Genomic DNA, 18,665 nt, shown 5'->3' on the forward strand with positions numbered 1-18,665 from the left:
CGGAAGGTGGGGATGGATCACCTCCTTTCTAAGGAGCTTAAAAGGCTCATACCTTTTTAAAAAACTTCGTTTTGGTACTTTTTGTTTAGTTTTGAAGGGTTATACCTTCAAAATAATTCTCGCTTTTACTATGACAACAAACAAGGCGGGGGCCTGTAGCTCAGCTGGTTAGAGCGCACGCCTGATAAGCGTGAGGTCGGTGGTTCGAGTCCACTCAGGCCCACCATGAATTTTCATATCAAGAACTTTTATAATTCTTGAGAATTAATATAGTAAAAGTGATTACGAATGAAAATTTATTACTCTTTGACATTCTTAGAAATTAACCTGGGGCCTTAGCTCAGCTGGGAGAGCGCCTGCCTTGCACGCAGGAGGTCAGCGGTTCGATCCCGCTAGGCTCCACCATATTTGATTTCACCAAAGACCTCATAGAGGTTCTTTATATTGTCCTTTGAAAACTAGATAACACAAGATTGATAAGAAACACACTGGTTAACTTTTTTTGAAAAGCCTATGCTTTTTGAAGAGTTCAACTAAGTGTCTTAGAGAAGGCTAATTAATGATGACGCCACAACTTTTTTAGTGGTTAAGCTAGAAAGGGCGCACGGTGAATGCCTTGGCACTAGGAGCCGATGAAGGACGGGACGAACACCGAAATGCTTCGGGGAGCTGTAAGTAAGCTTTGATCCGGAGATATCCGAATGGGGGAACCCACCATCCGTAATGGGATGGTATCCATACCTGAATCCATAGGGTATGAGAAGGCAGACCTGGGGAACTGAAACATCTTAGTACCCAGAGGAAGAGAAAGAAAATTCGATTTCCTGAGTAGCGGCGAGCGAAACGGAAAGAGCCCAAACCAAGAGGCTTGCCTCTTGGGGTTGTAGGACACTCCATACGGAGTTACAAAGAAACGGCGTAGACGAAGCGATCTGGAAAGATCCGCGAGACAAGGTAACAGCCCTGTAGTCGAAATGTCGTTTCCTCCGGAGTGTATCCTGAGTACGGCGGGACACGTGAAACCCCGTCGGAATCTGGGAGGACCATCTCCCAAGGCTAAATACTACCTAGTGACCGATAGTGAACCAGTACCGTGAGGGAAAGGTGAAAAGCACCCCGGGAGGGGAGTGAAATAGATCCTGAAACCGTGTGCCTACAAGTAGTTGGAGCCCGTTAATGGGTGACAGCGTGCCTTTTGTAGAATGAACTGGCGAGTTACGATAACGTGCAAGGTTAAGTTGAAGAGACGGAGCCGCAGCGAAAGCGAGTCTGAATAGGGCGCCATAGTACGTTGTTGTAGACCCGAAACCGTGTGATCTACCCATGTCCAGGGTGAAGTCCAGGTAACACTGGATGGAGGCCCGAACCCACGCACGTTGAAAAGTGCGGGGATGAGGTGTGGGTAGGGGTGAAATGCCAATCGAACACGGAGATAGCTGGTTCTCCCCGAAATAGCTTTAGGGCTAGCCTCGAGGGAAGAGTCTTGGAGGTAGAGCACTGATTGGACTAGGGGTCCCCACAGGATTACCGAATTCAGTCAAACTCCGAATGCCAATGACTTATCCTCGGGAGTCAGACTGCGAGTGCTAAGATCCGTAGTCAAGAGGGAAACAGCCCAGACCATCAGCTAAGGTCCCAAAGTATACGTTAAGTGGAGAAGGATGTGGAGTTGCTTAGACAACCAGGATGTTGGCTTAGAAGCAGCCACCATTGAAAGAGTGCGTAATAGCTCACTGGTCGAGTGACTCTGCGCCGAAAATGTACCGGGGCTAAACGTATCACCGAAGCTATGGCTTGTCCTTATGGACAGGGGTAGGGGAGCGTTCCAAGGGCTGCGAAGCATGACCGGAAGGACATGTGGAGCGCTTGGAAGTGAGAATGCCAGTATGAGTAGCGAAAAGAGGGGTGAGAATCCCCTCCGTCGAAAGCCTAAGGTTTCCTGAGGAAGGCTCGTCCGCTCAGGGTAAGTCGGGACCTAAGCCGAGGCCGAAAGGCGTAGGCGATGGCAAACAGGTTGAAATTCCTGTACCACCACGTCACCATTTGAGCAATGGGGGGACGCAGGAAGGTAGGGTAAGCGCGGCGATGGAATGCCGCGTCCAAGCAGTTAGGCTGACAAGTAGGCAAATCCGCTTGTCATAAAGGCTGAGCTGTGATGGCGAGGGAAATATTAGTACCGAAGTTCCTGATCCTACACTGCCAAGAAAAGCCTCTAGCGAGGTGACTGGTGCCCGTACCGCAAACCGACACAGGTAGGCGGGAAGAGAATTCTAAGACGCGCGGGAGAACTCTCGTTAAGGAACTCGGCAAAATGACCCCGTAACTTCGGGAGAAGGGGTGCTCTATTAGGGTTTACGCCCGAGAGAGCCGCAGTGAATAGGCCCAAGCGACTGTTTATCAAAAACACAGGTCTCTGCTAAGCCGCAAGGCGACGTATAGGGGCTGACACCTGCCCGGTGCTGGAAGGTTAAGAGGAGGGGTTATCCTTTTTGGAGAAGCTCTGAATTGAAGCCCCAGTAAACGGCGGCCGTAACTATAACGGTCCTAAGGTAGCGAAATTCCTTGTCGGGTAAGTTCCGACCCGCACGAAAGGTGTAACGATTTGGGCACTGTCTCAACGAGAGACCCGGTGAAATTATATTACCTGTGAAGATGCAGGTTACCTGCGACAGGACGGAAAGACCCCATGGAGCTTTACTGTAGCTTGATATTGGATTTTGGTACAGCTTGTACAGGATAGGTAGGAGCCTTGGAAGCCGGAGCGCCAGCTTCGGTGGAGGCGTTGGTGGGATACTACCCTGGCTGTACTGAAATTCTAACCTCGAACCGTGATCCGGTTCAGGGACAGTGTCAGGTGGGCAGTTTGACTGGGGCGGTCGCCTCCTAAAAAGTAACGGAGGCGCCCAAAGGTTCCCTCAGAATGGTTGGAAATCATTCGCAGAGTGCAAAGGCATAAGGGAGCTTGACTGCGAGACATACAGGTCGAGCAGGGACGAAAGTCGGGCTTAGTGATCCGGCGGCACCGTATGGAAGGGCCGTCGCTCAACGGATAAAAGCTACCCTGGGGATAACAGGCTAATCTCCCCCAAGAGTCCACATCGACGGGGAGGTTTGGCACCTCGATGTCGGCTCGTCGCATCCTGGGGCTGAAGTAGGTCCCAAGGGTTGGGCTGTTCGCCCATTAAAGCGGCACGCGAGCTGGGTTCAGAACGTCGTGAGACAGTTCGGTCCCTATCCGTCGCAGGCGTAGGAAATTTGAGAGGAGCTGTCCTTAGTACGAGAGGACCGGGATGGACACACCGCTGGTGTACCAGTTGTTCCGCCAGGAGCATCGCTGGGTAGCTACGTGTGGAAGGGATAAGTGCTGAAAGCATCTAAGCATGAAGCCCCCCTCAAGATGAGATTTCCCATCACGTAAGTGAGTAAGATCCCTCAGAGATGATGAGGTTGATAGGTCTCGTGTGGAAGCATGGCGACATGTGTAGCTGAGAGATACTAATCGATCGAGGGCTTAACCAATTTTTAAAACTTCTTTAAGTATTATCAATCCAATATGTTATCTAGTTTTGAGAGGACAATTTATTTTGTTTTATCTCAATCAAGTCCAGTGACGATAGCGGAGAGGTCACACCCGTTCCCATGCCGAACACGGTAGTTAAGCTCTCCAGCGCCGATGATAGTTGGGGTTCACCCCTGTGAAAGTAGGACGTTGCTGGGCAGATAAAGACATTCTCAATAGAGGGTGTCTTTTTTTGTGTTTTAATACACCGAAAGGTGTTTATGGTTTATATGAGATGTAAATTTGTAAACGAGGGAATTGAGGAGCAAGAAGGTCAAGGAAACAAGGGAGAGAGAATCGGAATGGGCTATGCCCATGAGAATCGAACGAGTGCAGTTGACGCAGAGATTCGTAGGTAATCGATTCCCGCAGTCCGAACACGGTAGATAAGCTCGAGCGCCGATGATAGTTGGGGTTCACCCCTGTGAAAGTAGGACGTTGCTGGGCAGATAAAGACATTCTCAATAGAGGGTGTCTTTTTTTGTGTTTTAAATGATGTGATGATTTTTTGTGTAAGGTACTCGCTTTCACTTAAGGTATTTGTGCGATATCTGCTCATTCTTCGCAGTGTTTTCTTTGCAGTGGGCAATGCTTCAGGTCTTAGGTTATTTCAGCGTTACTTCGTCGACTATGTGGCGAGTTGTCTCGACGGATAAGGTTCTTAGCTTATACTCGTAGAGGAAGAGACAGGTTTACCTTACGCAAAAATTACTGCTATAAGTAAAATTACAAATAGTCTTAAATAGAGCTAATTAAATGAAGACTGAAACAAATGATAACTCATATTTGAGTCCTCATTTTCAAAGAATGAGGACTGAAACTTATTAGAAATTAAATTTGAGTCCACATTTTCAAAGAATGAGGACTGAAACTCATTAGAAATTAAATTTGAGTCCACATTTTCAAAGAATGAGGACTGAAACCTATGATAAATCAAATTTGAGTCCTCATTTTCAAAGAATGAGGACTGAAACCTATGATAAATCAAACTTGATTCCTCATTTTCAAAGAATGGGGACTGAAACCCATGAGAAATCAGATTTGAGTCTTCATTTTCCCAGAATGGAGACTGAAACCCATGAGAAATTAGATTTGAGTCTTCATATTCCCAGAATGGAGACTGAAACCCATGAGAAATTAGATTTGAGTCTTCACTTTCCCAGAATGGAGACTGAACTGCACTAAAAATTAGATTTGAGTCTTCATTTTCCCAGAATGGAGACTGAAACCCATGAGAAATTAGATTTGAGTCTTCACTTTCCCAGAATGGAGACTGAACTGCACTAAAAATTAGATTTGAGTCTTCATTTTCCCAGAATGGAGACTGAACTGTACTAAAAACTAGATTTGGGTCTTCATTTCCCAAAATGAAGACGATCTCCAGAAAAAACTAGATTTGGGTCTTCATTTCATCAAAATGAAGACTAGCTCGCATGAGAAATCAGCTTTGTATCTTAATCCTCCCAAAGTGAAGACAGCACCCTCCTCTGACTAGAAGATAAATATCTTTGCTAGATATATTAACCAAACTTTTTTTTGAAAGTAGATAATAGATAGATGAATTGCTAACAAGTAGATATGAAGAACCGATAGTAGAATAAGTTAAAAGAGCACATTTCAAATAAGGAAACTAAATATAATATTGGGGAATATATTTTTAACAGGACGATAAATCTTTTTAAAGGGGTGAATGTGAGATGGAATGGGAAGTAATAACAAATAGTGAAACATTTATTATGACAATCCGTTTAATCATTGCAGCTGCTTTAGGAGGCTTAGTTGGAGTAGAGAGGGAATTTCATCAACACCCCGCTGGATTTCGAACACATTTATTAGTGAGTGTGGGTTCATGTTTGATTATGTTGCTAGCTTTTTACGGTTTTCAAAATTATATTAGTGGTCATAATCCTGAAACAATTAATTTTGACCCTTCTCGTCTTGCTGCATATGTTGTAAGTGGAATAGGGTTTCTAGGAGCAGGAACGATTCTTGTCCAAGGATATACAGTGAGGGGACTTACTACAGCTGCGTCAATTTGGGTCGTTGCGGGAATTGGGTTAACTGTAGGTGCTGGTATGTATCTACCTGCAATTATAACAACTATTATCGTGATTCTAAGTTTATTTTTATTAGGAAAAATCGACTTTGGTTTTTTAATGAAGCGTAAAAAAAGGTTTATCTATTTAGTCGTGGAAGAGGGAAAGAGTCCATTAAGTAACTTAATTAAAGTGGTGGAATCATACTCGATCGAAGTAAAAGGGATCAAAACGGAAAAACAAAAATTATTTAATGATAAATCCATGATTGAATACAGGCTATATGTGGAATATGAAGATAAGGAGGCAATTATTTACTTAGCAGATCATCTAAATAAAGATGAATTTGTGCATCAAGTATACTTAGATGGAAAATAGGATTAATGTTTGATTATCTGGCTATACTGATAAAGGATTCTGTGAAACCTTTAGTGTATATTATTTGCGGAATAATTTTTTTTAGTGCATAATATCCTTATAGTCAAAGATAGTCAAAGTCAAATAACCTAACTTAATATCATAAAAAATATCAGAACATAAAATCTTTAAGAAGGTGCTTTGTTAATAGAGCTAACATAGCCAAAAACGATTAGATGTTCTATTTACAACATGGCTTTCATGATAAGTAGGGATATAGGACCTTTTCATCCATGCAGGGGAGGGTTGTTATATGCGAAATATTTCTGATGTAATTGAAAACTACTTAAAGCAAATTATTAACCAAAGTAATAATGAAATTGTGGAAATTAAAAGAAGTGAACTGGCAGAAAGATTTGAATGTGTCCCGTCCCAGATTAATTATGTCATCAGTACTCGATTTACAGTAGAAAAAGGGTATATGGTTGAAAGCAAACGGGGTGGTGGGGGCTACATTCGAATTATTAAGGTGAAACCTAACGATAAGCTAGAATTATTTGATCAACTGATCGAATTATCAGGTAGCAGGATTACACAGCAATCTGCCGAAAGTATTATCCTAAGATTATTTGAGGAAGAGGCGATAACAAAACGGGAGGCTAATCTAATGGCTAGTGTCATTGATAGGTCTGCTATCCATGTGAATTTGCCACTTCGAGATGAAATTAGAGCTCGGCTTCTTCGGGCAATGATTTCAACGCTTAAATATAAGGAATGGAACGATTAAATAAAGGAGGGAGAAGGGATGCTCTGTCAGGAATGTCAAGAGAGGCAGGCTACGTTACATTTTACAAAAATTATTAATGGTGAGAAAACGGAGTTCCATATCTGTGATGTTTGTGCCAAGGATAAAGGAGAGTATTTCCCAGGTTCCAATAGTTTCTCCATTCATCAGCTTTTATCAGGATTATTAGATGTGGATCATCCAGTCTCAAAGGCAAATGAAGGATTTGCTCAGCAAAAAGCACAATTAAGATGTTCAAGCTGCGGAATGACATATCAACAATTTGCAGATATAGGACGATTTGGATGCTCTAATTGCTACAAAAGATTTAATGAAAAATTAGATCCAATCTTTAAAAGAATTCATAGTGGTAATGCAAAGCACGCAGGTAAAATACCAAAACGTAAAGGGAAAGACTTGCACATTCATAAGGAAATAAGAAGACTGAAAGAACAAATGCAGCAATATATTTCAAAGGAAGAGTTTGAACAAGCTGCAGAAATTAGAGATGAAATAAGATCTCTAGAAAAGAAGCTAAATGAGAAAAGGGAGGGGTGAATGATGTCTCTTCAAAATTTCATAAGTGAAGCAATCAGTCCTTGGATGAAAAATGAAGGTCCTGATGCGGATATTGTTTTAAGCAGCAGGATTAGATTAGCTAGAAACATCGATAATACACCATTTCCAATTACTGCTTCTAAGGAGAAGCATGAAGAAATAATTGAAATTGCAAGATCAAAGTTTTCAAAGCACTCTCATAAAAGATTTGGAACGCTTGAACTTCTTAAAATGGATGATATGAAGAAGAATGAAAAAAGAGTTTTAGTAGAAAAACATTTAATTAGTCCTAATCTTTCTGATGAATCTAAAGCTGGAGCTGTTTTATTAAGTGAAGATGAATCTTTAAGTATTATGGTGAATGAAGAGGACCATTTTAGAATACAAGTCTTATTATCTGGGTTTCAACTTGACCATGGATTAAGGTATGCAAATGAAATTGATGACTGGATGGAGGATAGGCTCGATTTTGCTTTTGAGGAAAAACGAGGTTATTTAACTAGCTGTCCAACAAATGTGGGAACGGGCTTGAGGGCATCCGTCATGATGCACTTACCAGCCTTAGTTATCACGCGACAAATGAACCGAATACTCCCTGCTATCAATCAACTAGGATTAGTTGTAAGGGGAATATACGGTGAAGGAAGCGAAGCATTAGGAAATTTATTTCAAATATCTAATCAAATGACCTTAGGGAAATCTGAAGATGATATCGTAGATGATTTAAGAAGCGTTGTTGTACAGTTAATCCAACAGGAGAGGGCTGCAAGGGAAACTTTATTGCAACAGTCTAAACTCCAAATGGAAGACCGTGTCTATCGTTCCTATGGAATATTATCTTATAGTCGAACGATGGAATCAAAAGAGGCAACGCAGCGACTGTCTGATGTAAGACTCGGAATAGATATGGGACTTATCACTGATATAAGTGGCAGTATCTTAAATGAATTAATGATATTAACGCAACCTGGTTTTTTACAACAGTACGCAGGGGAAATTCTCTCATCAGAGCAGAGAGACCAGCGCAGGGCAACATTAATCCGTGAACGGTTAAAACTTGAAGAAAATAATTAAGGTATTTATTTCGGAGGTGGATACTTATGATGTTTGGACGATTTACAGAACGAGCACAAAAAGTATTAGCATTGGCACAAGAAGAGGCAGTACGATTAGGCCATAATAATATTGGGACAGAGCACATCCTTCTAGGCTTAGTACGCGAAGGGGAAGGAATCGCAGCTAAAGCTCTTGTTGCTTTAGGGCTTAATCCGGAGAAAATACAAACAGAAGTAGAAAATTTAATTGGACGTGGTGGAGAAAATTCGAAGCAGGTCCACTATACTCCACGAGCTAAGAAAGTAATTGAGCTATCTATGGACGAAGCGCGTAAACTAGGACACTCTTATGTAGGTACGGAGCATATCTTATTAGGACTTATACGTGAGGGAGAAGGAGTCGCGGCAAGAGTTTTAAATAATTTAGGAGTGAGCTTAAATAAAGCTCGACAACAAGTACTACAACTCCTTGGAAGTAGTGAGTCTTCCAACAGTCAGCAGCAAGCTGCAGGGGCAGGAAATAATGTAAACACTCCTACACTAGATGGCTTAGCGAGGGATTTAACAGCTATAGCCAAAGAGGAACAAATAGACCCTGTCATTGGACGTTCTAAAGAAATCGAGCGAGTTATTCAAGTACTTAGTCGAAGAACAAAAAACAACCCTGTATTAATTGGTGAGCCAGGGGTAGGTAAGACAGCTATTGCAGAAGGTCTTGCACAGCAAATAGTAAACAATGAGGTTCCTGAAACTTTGAGAAACAAACGTGTCATGACCCTTGATATGGGAACGGTTGTAGCAGGAACAAAATACCGCGGGGAATTTGAGGATCGTCTAAAGAAGGTAATGGAGGAAATTCGTCAAGCTGGTAATGTCATTCTATTTATAGATGAACTTCACACACTGATTGGTGCTGGTGGGGCAGAAGGCGCTATTGATGCATCGAATATTTTGAAACCATCGTTGGCTCGTGGTGAGCTACAATGTATTGGTGCGACTACGTTAGATGAGTATCGCAAATATATTGAGAAGGATGCGGCGCTAGAGCGAAGATTCCAGCCAATACAGGTAGATGAACCTACTGCTGACGAGTCCATTCAAATTTTAAAAGGGTTACGTGACAGATACGAAGCACATCATCGTGTTGAAATTACTGATGACGCAATTGATGCTGCGGTTAAGTTATCTGATCGTTATATATCTGATAGATTTTTACCAGATAAAGCGATTGACTTAATAGATGAAGCAGCTTCAAAGGTTAGACTACGATCTTATACGGCTCCTCCGAACTTAAAGGAAATGGAGCAAAAGCTTGAAGAGACAAGGAAGGAAAAGGATGCAGCGGTACAGAGCCAGGAATTTGAAAAGGCAGCATCTTTACGAGATAGTGAGCAGCGCATTCGAGAAGAACTTGATACGTTAAAGAAAGAATGGAAAGAAAAACAAGGTCAAGAAAACTCAGAGGTTACTACGGAAGATATAGCCCAAGTTGTTGCAAGTTGGACTGGAATTCCAGTTAGTAAACTAGAAGAGGAAGAAACAGAGCGTCTTTTACGCATGGAAGAGATTTTACACAATCGGGTTATTGGGCAAGAAGAGGCAGTCAAGGCTGTTTCTAAAGCAGTACGTCGTGCACGAGCTGGCCTAAAGGATCCTAAGCGACCAATAGGCTCATTCATCTTCCTTGGACCTACTGGTGTCGGTAAGACGGAATTAGCACGAGCTGTTGCCGAATCATTGTTTGGTGATGAAGATGCGATCATTCGTATAGACATGTCTGAATATATGGAAAAACATAATACTTCCCGTTTAGTAGGTTCGCCTCCTGGATATGTTGGTCATGAAGAAGGTGGGCAATTAACAGAGAAGGTTCGCCGTAAACCATATTCTGTTATTCTATTAGATGAAATTGAGAAAGCACACCCTGAAGTATTTAATATACTACTGCAAGTACTAGAGGATGGGTTCCTTACAGACTCGAAAGGAAGAAGAGTGGACTTCCGTAATACGGCAATTATTATGACATCAAACGTTGGGGCAAGTACGCTACGCCAAAACAAAAGTCTTGGTTTTACAGCACAGCTAGATGGTGAACAGTATAAAGACATGAAAGGGAAAGTCATGTCTGAATTAAAGAAAGCGTTCCGACCTGAGTTTTTAAATAGAATTGATGAAATTATTGTGTTCCATTCCCTTGAGAAAGACCACATTAAGAAGATCGTTTCATTAATGTCTGAGCAATTAAAGAAGCGATTAACAGAACAGGGAATAGAGTTTGACTTAACGGCAGATGCATTAAATAAAATTGCAGATGAAGGCTTCGATCCAGAATATGGTGCAAGACCACTTCGTAGGGCACTACAAAAGCAGGTGGAAGACCGACTCTCAGAAGAACTCCTTAAGGGCACAATAACAAAAGGTCAATCTGTAATAATGGATGTAAAAGACGGAGAATTTCATGTAACAACAAAGTAGTTTATAGTTAAAGGTTTCAGGGGAAGTCCTATAAGAGGGCTTCTCCTGGTTTATGTTTGTATTCATGATAAAATATGTGGTGTTGAATATACTGGTATTGTGAGGGCCAGGAAGGGGAAACTTATGGCAAAGAGAAAAACCAAATTTGTTTGTCAAGAATGCGGATATGAATCTACAAAATGGATGGGGAAATGTCCAGGATGCCAAAACTGGAATTCCATGGTGGAGGAGATAGAAGCAGCTACGAATGCTCCGAAGCGAGGTTTTGTAACATCTGAATCGACCTCATCTAAACCCCAGCCTATTACGAAAATAGAAAATCAGGTTGAACAACGATATGATACGCATATAAATGAATTAAATCGTGTGCTTGGAGGAGGCGTTGTTCCAGGTTCCCTCGTGTTAGTTGGGGGTGACCCTGGTATTGGGAAGTCCACTTTACTTTTGCAAGTATCAGGCGAAATAGCTAAACATAAAAAGCGAGTGTTATATATATCTGGGGAAGAATCCTTAAAACAAACGAAACTCCGAGCGGATCGCCTCAACATAACCTATGATGAACTTTTTGTTTTAGCAGAGACAGATGTGGAACACATTGATAAGATGATCCAACAAATTCAACCAATATTAGTTGTAATCGACTCTATCCAGACTGTCTATTTAGACCATGTGACAAGTGCGCCAGGAAGCGTCTCTCAAGTCAGGGAGTGTACAGCAGCTTTCATGCGGATAGCTAAAACAACAGGAATAGCTATTTTTATTGTAGGTCATGTTACAAAACAAGGAGCGATTGCTGGACCAAGGTTGCTAGAGCATATGGTAGATTCAGTCTTATACTTTGAAGGTGAGCGGCATCATACATACCGTATCTTACGTGCCGTAAAAAACAGGTTTGGGTCAACCAATGAAATAGGTATATTTGAAATGAAGGAAGTTGGACTGGAAGAGGTATTAAATCCATCAGAAATATTTCTTGAAGAAAGATCATCTGGTGCTGCAGGTTCAGCGGTCGTAGCATCACTAGAAGGGACGAGAACCGTATTAGTGGAGATTCAGGCATTGATTTCACCTACTAGCTTTGGGAATCCTAGGCGTATGGCCACGGGTATTGACCATAACCGGATATCACTGCTGATGGCAGTTTTAGAAAAGCGAGTAGGGATGTTACTTCAAAATCAAGATGCCTATATCAAGGTTGCAGGTGGCGTTAAATTAGATGAACCTTCCATTGATCTAGCAATCGTAGTAGCCATTGCTTCAAGTTTTAGGGATGCCCCAACGCCCCCAACGGACGTCATTATTGGTGAAGTGGGACTTACTGGAGAAGTGAGAAGAGTTTCAAGGATTGAGCAGCGTGTGATAGAAGCTGCTAAATTAGGCTTTAAGCGTGTCATCGTTCCTGAAAAAAGCGTAGGAGGCTGGACACCACCTGCTGGGATTGATGTGGTTGGTGTGAATACAGTGAACGAAGCATTGGAAGTTACTTTAGGAGGAATGTCGAGTGGATCATCACCAAGATTCGAATTATGATACAGGTTTTATGAACGACGTTTTACAGCTAGTATCCCCAGGTACACCACTCCGTGAAGGCATTGATAATGTACTTCGTGCTAAAACTGGTGGACTTATTGTACTGGGGTATACGAATGAAATGATGGAAATTGTTGATGGTGGATTCTTTATTAACTGCGAGTTTTCACCTGCATACTTGTATGAACTGGCGAAGATGGATGGGGCAATTATATTAAGTGAAAATGCGGATAAAATTTTATATGCGAATACACAGCTAGTACCGAATAATGCAATTGAATCAACAGAAACGGGTATTCGTCACAGGACTGCGCAACGTGTCGCAAGGCAGACGGGTAACCTAGTTATCTCTATCTCACAGCGTAGAAATGTTATCACTCTTTATCAAGGTGAATATCGTTACGCATTAAAAGACATCGGCGTTATTTTAACAAAGGCCAATCAAGCGATTCAAACGTTAGAGAAGTATAAATCTGTTTTAGATCAGGGAATTACAAACCTAGGGGCATTGGAGTTTGAAGAGCTTGTTACGTTCCATGAGGTATCTCAGGTGATGCATCGGGTGGAAATGGTTCTTAGAATTAAAAGTGAGATCCTTAACTATGTGAATGAATTAGGGAATGAAGGGCGACTTATTTCGATGCAGTTAGAAGAACTTGTTTCAAATGTTGAAAAAGAAGCAGTATTACTTATTAGTGATTATATGAAAGATAAATCGAGTGATCCAGTGCAACTTTTAAAGAGGTTAATACGTCTGTCTAGTGAAGAACTTTTAGACGACCAAGTGATTGTTAAGCTTCTTGGCTATAATAAAAATACGAATTTATCAGAATTTGCTATCTGTCCAAGAGGATATCGCATCCTGCATAAAATCCCGAGAATCCCAGCCCATGTAGTGGAGAATCTTATTGAGAAATACGAGGATCTACCTCATATTATGAGAGCTTCCATTGAAGACTTGGATGAAGTAGACGGGATTGGGGAAGCTAGAGCGAGAAAGATAAAAGAAGGACTTACAAGAATTCAAGAACAGTTATTTATCGATCGTCATATATAAATGTCAAAAAAAATCGCCCCTTGACGAAAAATATATTTAATTATATAATAAAGAATTTTACGAAATTGACAACTTTTAGTCCGTTTGGTAAGGTGAGATTATTCAAAATCCAATAAGTTTGTAATTTTTTGTGATTTTGCTAGATCTACGTTTGATTTAAAAATAATTGTCTATAATGGTAAAAGGAGGTGAAGTGGATGCTTCGAAGAATTGTACAACTATTTATATTGCTCATCGGTGGTACAGTAGGTTTTATATTTTTACCTGATTTAATTGAACTATTAAATATAGGAGACAGCCCTCAGTGGTTAACTAACTCTTATATTGGCGCGGTTTTAGGTGCACTTATTTTATTTTTCTCTACTTTTTGGCTTGTGGATGATATTGTAGGGTTGATCCGCTTGGTCGAGGAGACATTAGTGAAAGCCCCAGTTACAGATCTGCTTTTTGGAACGATGGGTCTTGGAATGGGTCTTTTAATTGCATATTTATTGAGCCTGCCTGTTGCTGAAATGCAAATTCAGGTAATTAGTACAATCCTACCACTTTTTATAACGATATTATTAGGGTATTTAGGTTTCCAAGTTGGTTTTAAGAAAAGAGATGAATTGGTTAACTTATTCCCAATAGGAAATAAAGTAACTCTAAAAGAAAAGAAGAAAATGTACATGGAAAATGACGGAAGTGAAGTCTCCGGTACGTTAAAAATATTAGATACGAGTGTTATTATAGATGGACGAATTGCAGATATTTGCCAAACTGGTTTTCTTGAAGGGACATTAATGATTCCAGAGTTTGTACTGGAGGAGTTACAGCATATTGCAGATTCTTCAGATGTACTAAAAAGGAACCGTGGTCGACGTGGTCTAGATATCTTAAATAAAATTCAGAAGGAACTCCCAGTAAATGTAGAAATATATGAGGGAGACTTTGAGGATATTCAGGAAGTTGATAGTAAGCTTGTAAAACTAGCCAAGTTATTAGATGGATATGTCGTTACAAATGATTTTAACTTGAATAAAGTTTGTGATTTACAAGGTGTTTCCGTCTTAAATATTAATGACTTAGCAAATGCCGTTAAACCTGTCGTTTTGCCTGGTGAAGAAATGGACGTTCAGGTCATTAAAGATGGAAAAGAGCAAAATCAAGGTATTGCCTATTTGGACGACGGAACAATGATTGTTGTTGAAGAAGGTCGTAACTATATTGGAAAACAAATTGAAGTTGTCGTTACGAGTGTTTTACAAACATCAGCTGGAAGAATGATTTTCGCTAAACCTAAGTTACTAGAAAAAGCGCTCTAATTTTTGTATTATATAAAAAGATTCTATTTAGTTTAGCACGATGGAAGTAGATATAAAAATAGGCTTTAATACGAAGGAAGATACGCATGGAGAAGTATAAGGTTGTCATTCCAGCTGCAGGCCAAGGGAAACGTATGAAGGCCGGCAAAAATAAACAGTTCTTACTATTGGATCAAGTTCCCCTCCTCATTCACACAATCCTTGTGTTTGAGGAGGATATTCTATGTGACGGAATAATATTGGTAATCAATAAAGATGAATTTGATGATGTGAAACAGCTACTATTAGAGTTTGGAATAAAAAAGGTCGAAAAGCTTGTAGTAGGTGGAAAAGAAAGACAACAGAGTGTTTATGAAGGATTAAAAAGTATTGAAGGAGATCCTATTGTGCTCGTTCATGATGGGGCGAGACCATTTATCCAGATAGATAAAATACATAAACTAGTAAGTGCGTTTATTAAAAATGGATCTGCAACTATTGGTACACCAGTCAAGGATACCATCAAAGAAGTGGTAGATGGAAAAGCAACGAAAACAGTGGATCGCTCTCGCTTGTGGGCTATACAAACACCACAAGCTTTTCGTCATTCACAAATATACAGAGCTCACCAAACGGCAGAAAGTAATAATTATTTTGGTACGGACGATGCTTCTATTATGGAGTATATTGGGGAGTCAGTATATATTGTTGAAGGAGATTATGAAAACATAAAAATTACGACGCCAGAAGATTTATTGTTTGGTGAAGCGATCATAGGGAAACGAAAGGGTGAATTTAAATGATGCGGATTGGACAAGGATTTGATGTTCATGCATTAGTGGAAGGAAGACCTCTGATCATTGGTGGAATAACGATTCCTCATGAAAAAGGATTATTAGGACACTCCGATGCTGATGTATTATTACATACGATTGCAGATGCCTGTTTGGGTGCAATAGGAGAAGGGGACATAGGTAAGCATTTTCCTGATACGGACCCTGAATTCAAAGATGCAGATTCTGCAAAACTATTATCACATGTCTGGGGTATAGTAAAAGAAAAAGGATATAAGCTTGGAAATGTGGATTGTACAATCATGGCCCAAAGACCAAAGATGGCACCGCATATTGAAAAGATGAAGCAGCGTATTGCAGAACTACTGGAAGGACAAGCTTCTCAAGTGAATGTGAAAGCTACTACCACAGAAAAGTTAGGTTTTACAGGAAGAGAAGAAGGAATTGCCTCCATGGCCGTAGTATTGTTGATTGCAGAGTAGCATTATTTTAAAATTAACGATATGTAGATTCCTTGCCTAAGTAAAAATCAATTATTTGAAGCGAAAAATCAATGAAACAAAATAGAACAAATGAATGGAAGGTGTCATACTATGACTCAACAAGTACGTGTAAGATTTGCTCCGAGTCCAACTGGTCACTTGCATATAGGTGGAGCAAGATCAGCCCTATTTAATTATTTATTTGCGAAAAACCAAGGTGGAAAATTTGTCCTACGGATTGAAGATACAGACCAAGCTCGAAATGTTGACACTGCAACGGAAAAATTGATGGATAGTCTACGTTGGTTAGGTCTTGATTGGGATGAGAGTGTAGATATTGGTGGTCCCCACGCTCCCTATAAAAGCATGGATCGCCTAGATATATATAATAAATTTATCCAACAATTAATAGATTCAGGAAAAGCATACCATTGCTATATGACTGAAGAAGAGCTTGAAGCGGAACGTGAGGAACAAAGAGCTAAAGGCGAAACACCTAAATATAGTGGACGTGATCGCGACTTAACACCAGAACAAAAGGCTACCTACGAAAATGAAGGAAGAAAGCCTGTAGTTCGTTTTCGAGTACCAGAAAATCAAACTGTTTTGGTTAATGACATAGTCAGGGGAGAAGTTACTTTTGAAACGGAGGGCATAGGTGATTTTGTTATTGCCCGAAAAGATGGCATCCCGACTTATAACTTTGCAGTAGTAGTTGATGATCACTTGATGGAAATTTCCCATGTTATCCGTGGGGAAGAGCATTTATCAAATGCGCCAAGACAGGTGCTACTTTTTGAAGCGTTAGGTTGGAAAGCTCCGATCTTTGCCCATGCTTCCTTAATTTTAAATGAAGATCGTCAAAAGATGAGTAAGCGGGATGAATCCATCATTCAATTTGTGGAGCAATATAAAGAATTAGGTTATATGCCTGAAGCTATCGTCAATTTCATAGCTTTACTAGGGTGGTCACCAGGTGGAGAAGAAGAGATTCTAAGCCTGGACGAATTAGTAAAGCAATTTAGTCTAGAGCGTGTCATTAAGGCGCCTGCAGTTTTTGATACGAAAAAGCTAGCTTGGATGAATAACCAATATATGAAGGAAGCTGATGTTGATCGGGTCGTTGATCTCGCCCTGCCCCATTTAATTAAGGCTGGTAAGTTACCAGAAGATATGGATGGAGAAGAGCGCCAGTGGGCCCACGAGTTAATTGCCCTTCATCAAGAAAAGTTGAGTTATGGCGCAGAGATTGTTGAGTTAACAGAGTTGTTCTTCAAAGCAGATATCGATTATAATGAGGAAGCAAACGAAGTACTTGGAGAAGAGCAAGTCCCTGAAGTAATAAAAGTTTTCAAAGAAAAGGTTGATGCACTTGAAACCTTCTCTGCAGCGGAAGTGAAACAATCGATTAAAGCTGTTCAGAAAGAAACTGGCCATAAAGGAAAGAAACTCTTTATGCCAATTCGTGTAGCGACTACAGGACAGACACAAGGTCCTGACTTGCCACAGGCAATTTCACTACTAGGAAAAGAAGTCGTGTCAAGTCGCTTAGGAAAACTTATATAAGTGTAAGTGTAACATCTTTCTCTAGTGTGCTATAATGTGACCACAAGTAAGCGGGCAGAAGCGGTTAGGCTAACTGTCCAATATAGATGAACGTTGAAGAGGAAAAGTAGATTAAGTTTTTATTCCTTACCAGAGAGAGCTGTCATCGGCTGAAAACAGCTTAAGGTATCCTTAGTCGAAATGCACCTCAGAGTCCTATGCAGAAACACTGAGTATGTATAGGCGGTGGGAACCGTTAAGATCCTTGAAGTGGAACGATATTTCCTAGGCACGTAATAACTTTTTTAAGCTATGGCAAATCGTTCAAACAGAGTGGAACCACGTATTAACAAGCGTCTCTGTGTCAAATGACACAGTGGCGCTTTTTTCTTTGGCGGGCACGCCCGCGGCAAGGATTGCCTATTCTTATATATCTCCATATTTGCATTTAAGGGGAGGAGGGGTTGGAACATGTTTAAAACATTAAAAAATGATATTGATGTCGTGTTGGAGCAAGATCCTGCGGCTCGTACTAGAATAGAAGTGGTGATGAACTACTCGGGGCTTCACGCCATTTGGTTTCATCGTTTTTCCCATTGGTTATGGAAAAAGAAACTTTATTTTATTGCACGCTTCTTTTCACAAATTGGAAGGTTTTTAACTGGGATAGAGATACACCCAGGTGCTAGAATCGGTCAAAGACTTTTTATCGACCATGGTATGGGTGTTGTGATTGGGGAAACCTGTGAAATAGGTGATAATGTTACTATCTATCAAGGGGTTACCCTTGGTGGAACGGGTAAAGAAAAGGGGAAAAGACACCCTACTGTGGAAGATAATGTGCTCATTGCATCTGGTGCAAAGGTGTTAGGGTCCATGACTATTGGTAAGAACTCTCGGATTGGTGCGGGATCAGTTGTTTTAAAGGAGGTCCCCCCTAATTCAACAGTTGTGGGAATTCCTGGTCGAGTAGTGGTTCAGGACGGTGTGAAAGTAGAGCATCAGTTAGACCATAGTAATTTACCAGATCCAATTTCAGATAAATTCCGTGAGTTAGAAGAAGAATTATTCCGTTTGAAGGAAGAAATAAAAGAACTTAGAAGCGATAAAGTGAATAAGTAATTATTGGTTAGACGAAAAAGGGAGGATG

Annotated in this window: 14 protein-coding genes, 2 tRNA genes, 2 rRNA genes and 1 other annotated feature; of the genes, 17 read left to right on the forward strand and 1 reads right to left on the reverse strand. The window is 40.8% G+C overall.

The features are described from left to right. Nucleotides 1-149 precede the first annotated feature (149 nt). The 5 genes from BW724_RS00005 to BW724_RS24205 all read left to right on the forward strand — a co-directional run bounded on the left by BW724_RS00005 (nt 150) and on the right by BW724_RS24205 (nt 3,918). Nucleotides 150-226, forward strand: a tRNA-Ile gene (locus BW724_RS00005). A 103-nt stretch (nt 227-329) separates the two neighbouring features. Then, nucleotides 330-405 (forward strand) — tRNA-Ala (locus BW724_RS00010). A 179-nt stretch (nt 406-584) separates the two neighbouring features. Beyond that, nucleotides 585-3,519 (forward strand): 23S ribosomal RNA (locus BW724_RS00015). Nucleotides 3,520-3,603: 84 nt separating this feature from the next. Beyond that, nucleotides 3,604-3,718: ribosomal RNA gene (gene rrf / locus BW724_RS00020) — 5S ribosomal RNA — on the forward strand. Nucleotides 3,719-3,789: 71 nt separating this feature from the next. Next, nucleotides 3,790-3,918, forward strand: a complete 129-nt coding sequence (locus BW724_RS24205; RefSeq protein WP_268876122.1) for a hypothetical protein — start codon at nt 3,790-3,792, stop codon at nt 3,916-3,918. Between the two features lie 389 nt (nt 3,919-4,307). Here the strand turns inward: BW724_RS24205 and BW724_RS00025 are convergent, their stop codons facing one another. Next, on the reverse strand, nt 4,308-4,925 hold the full coding sequence (locus BW724_RS00025; RefSeq protein ID WP_088073087.1) for a hypothetical protein: 618 nt from the start codon (nt 4,923-4,925) through the stop codon (nt 4,308-4,310). 331 nt (nt 4,926-5,256) lie between these two features. Here BW724_RS00025 and BW724_RS00030 point away from each other — a divergent pair, with 331 nt between their 5' ends. The 12 genes from BW724_RS00030 to cysE all read left to right on the forward strand — a co-directional run bounded on the left by BW724_RS00030 (nt 5,257) and on the right by cysE (nt 18,637). Then, a complete protein-coding gene (locus BW724_RS00030) occupies nt 5,257-5,973 on the forward strand; it encodes an MgtC/SapB family protein (RefSeq protein WP_088073088.1) in 717 nt (238 codons plus the stop codon). Between the two features lie 292 nt (nt 5,974-6,265). Next, nucleotides 6,266-6,739: a CtsR family transcriptional regulator gene (locus BW724_RS00035; protein WP_088073089.1), complete on the forward strand. Its 474-nt coding sequence runs from the start codon at nt 6,266-6,268 to the stop codon at nt 6,737-6,739. Nucleotides 6,740-6,757: 18 nt separating this feature from the next. Beyond that, nucleotides 6,758-7,294 (forward strand): protein-arginine kinase activator protein McsA, encoded by a 537-nt coding sequence (locus tag BW724_RS00040; protein ID WP_088073090.1) that lies wholly within the window; start codon nt 6,758-6,760, stop codon nt 7,292-7,294. 3 nt (nt 7,295-7,297) lie between these two features. Continuing rightward, entirely contained in the window at nt 7,298-8,368 is a 1,071-nt protein-coding gene (locus tag BW724_RS00045; RefSeq protein ID WP_088077559.1) for a protein-arginine kinase McsB, read from the forward strand. Nucleotides 8,369-8,394: 26 nt separating this feature from the next. Further along, entirely contained in the window at nt 8,395-10,824 is a 2,430-nt protein-coding gene (gene clpC, locus BW724_RS00050; protein WP_088073091.1) for an ATP-dependent protease ATP-binding subunit ClpC, read from the forward strand. A 123-nt stretch (nt 10,825-10,947) separates the two neighbouring features. Next, the gene (radA, locus tag BW724_RS00055; RefSeq protein ID WP_088073092.1) at nt 10,948-12,354 is read left to right on the forward strand and encodes a DNA repair protein RadA; all 1,407 of its coding nucleotides are present in this window, start codon (nt 10,948-10,950) and stop codon (nt 12,352-12,354) included. 10 nt (nt 12,355-12,364) lie between these two features. Then, complete coding sequence (disA, locus tag BW724_RS00060) at nt 12,365-13,411, forward strand: DNA integrity scanning diadenylate cyclase DisA (RefSeq protein ID WP_088077561.1); 1,047 nt, start codon at nt 12,365-12,367, stop codon at nt 13,409-13,411. Between the two features lie 197 nt (nt 13,412-13,608). Beyond that, nucleotides 13,609-14,715 carry a PIN/TRAM domain-containing protein gene (locus BW724_RS00065; RefSeq protein ID WP_088073093.1) on the forward strand — a complete coding sequence of 369 codons (1,107 nt, stop codon included), beginning with the start codon at nt 13,609-13,611 and terminating at the stop codon, nt 14,713-14,715. An 86-nt stretch (nt 14,716-14,801) separates the two neighbouring features. Beyond that, the gene (gene ispD, locus BW724_RS00070; protein ID WP_088073094.1) at nt 14,802-15,497 is read left to right on the forward strand and encodes a 2-C-methyl-D-erythritol 4-phosphate cytidylyltransferase; all 696 of its coding nucleotides are present in this window, start codon (nt 14,802-14,804) and stop codon (nt 15,495-15,497) included. Then, on the forward strand, nt 15,494-15,970 hold the full coding sequence (ispF, locus tag BW724_RS00075; RefSeq protein WP_088073095.1) for a 2-C-methyl-D-erythritol 2,4-cyclodiphosphate synthase: 477 nt from the start codon (nt 15,494-15,496) through the stop codon (nt 15,968-15,970). Before ispD ends, ispF begins: the two co-directional genes overlap by 4 nt. 111 nt (nt 15,971-16,081) lie before the next feature. Beyond that, a complete protein-coding gene (gene gltX / locus BW724_RS00080) occupies nt 16,082-17,536 on the forward strand; it encodes a glutamate--tRNA ligase (RefSeq protein WP_088073096.1) in 1,455 nt (484 codons plus the stop codon). Nucleotides 17,537-17,620: 84 nt separating this feature from the next. Further along, nucleotides 17,621-17,879 (forward strand) — a binding site (T-box leader). 107 nt (nt 17,880-17,986) lie between these two features. Then, the gene (gene cysE / locus BW724_RS00085; RefSeq protein ID WP_088073097.1) at nt 17,987-18,637 is read left to right on the forward strand and encodes a serine O-acetyltransferase; all 651 of its coding nucleotides are present in this window, start codon (nt 17,987-17,989) and stop codon (nt 18,635-18,637) included. The last annotated feature ends 28 nt before the right edge of the window (nt 18,638-18,665 follow it).

The organism is Litchfieldia alkalitelluris (genome assembly GCF_002153425.1).
Lineage (GTDB): Bacteria > Bacillota > Bacilli > Bacillales > Salisediminibacteriaceae > Evansella > Evansella alkalicola.

Coding starts and splice junctions, on each gene's coding strand:
- ispD (WP_088073094.1), top strand. CDS start 14,802: ATGGAGAAGTATAAGGTTGTCATTCCAGCTGCAGGCCAAGGGAAACGT.
- BW724_RS24205 (WP_268876122.1), top strand. CDS start 3,790: ATGAGATGTAAATTTGTAAACGAGGGAATTGAGGAGCAAGAAGGTCAA.
- BW724_RS00040 (WP_088073090.1), top strand. CDS start 6,758: ATGCTCTGTCAGGAATGTCAAGAGAGGCAGGCTACGTTACATTTTACA.
- clpC (WP_088073091.1), top strand. CDS start 8,395: ATGATGTTTGGACGATTTACAGAACGAGCACAAAAAGTATTAGCATTG.
- BW724_RS00030 (WP_088073088.1), top strand. CDS start 5,257: ATGGAATGGGAAGTAATAACAAATAGTGAAACATTTATTATGACAATC.
- ispF (WP_088073095.1), top strand. CDS start 15,494: ATGATGCGGATTGGACAAGGATTTGATGTTCATGCATTAGTGGAAGGA.
- BW724_RS00045 (WP_088077559.1), top strand. CDS start 7,298: ATGTCTCTTCAAAATTTCATAAGTGAAGCAATCAGTCCTTGGATGAAA.
- BW724_RS00065 (WP_088073093.1), top strand. CDS start 13,609: ATGCTTCGAAGAATTGTACAACTATTTATATTGCTCATCGGTGGTACA.
- BW724_RS00035 (WP_088073089.1), top strand. CDS start 6,266: ATGCGAAATATTTCTGATGTAATTGAAAACTACTTAAAGCAAATTATT.
- radA (WP_088073092.1), top strand. CDS start 10,948: ATGGCAAAGAGAAAAACCAAATTTGTTTGTCAAGAATGCGGATATGAA.
- cysE (WP_088073097.1), top strand. CDS start 17,987: ATGTTTAAAACATTAAAAAATGATATTGATGTCGTGTTGGAGCAAGAT.
- disA (WP_088077561.1), top strand. CDS start 12,365: ATGAACGACGTTTTACAGCTAGTATCCCCAGGTACACCACTCCGTGAA.
- gltX (WP_088073096.1), top strand. CDS start 16,082: ATGACTCAACAAGTACGTGTAAGATTTGCTCCGAGTCCAACTGGTCAC.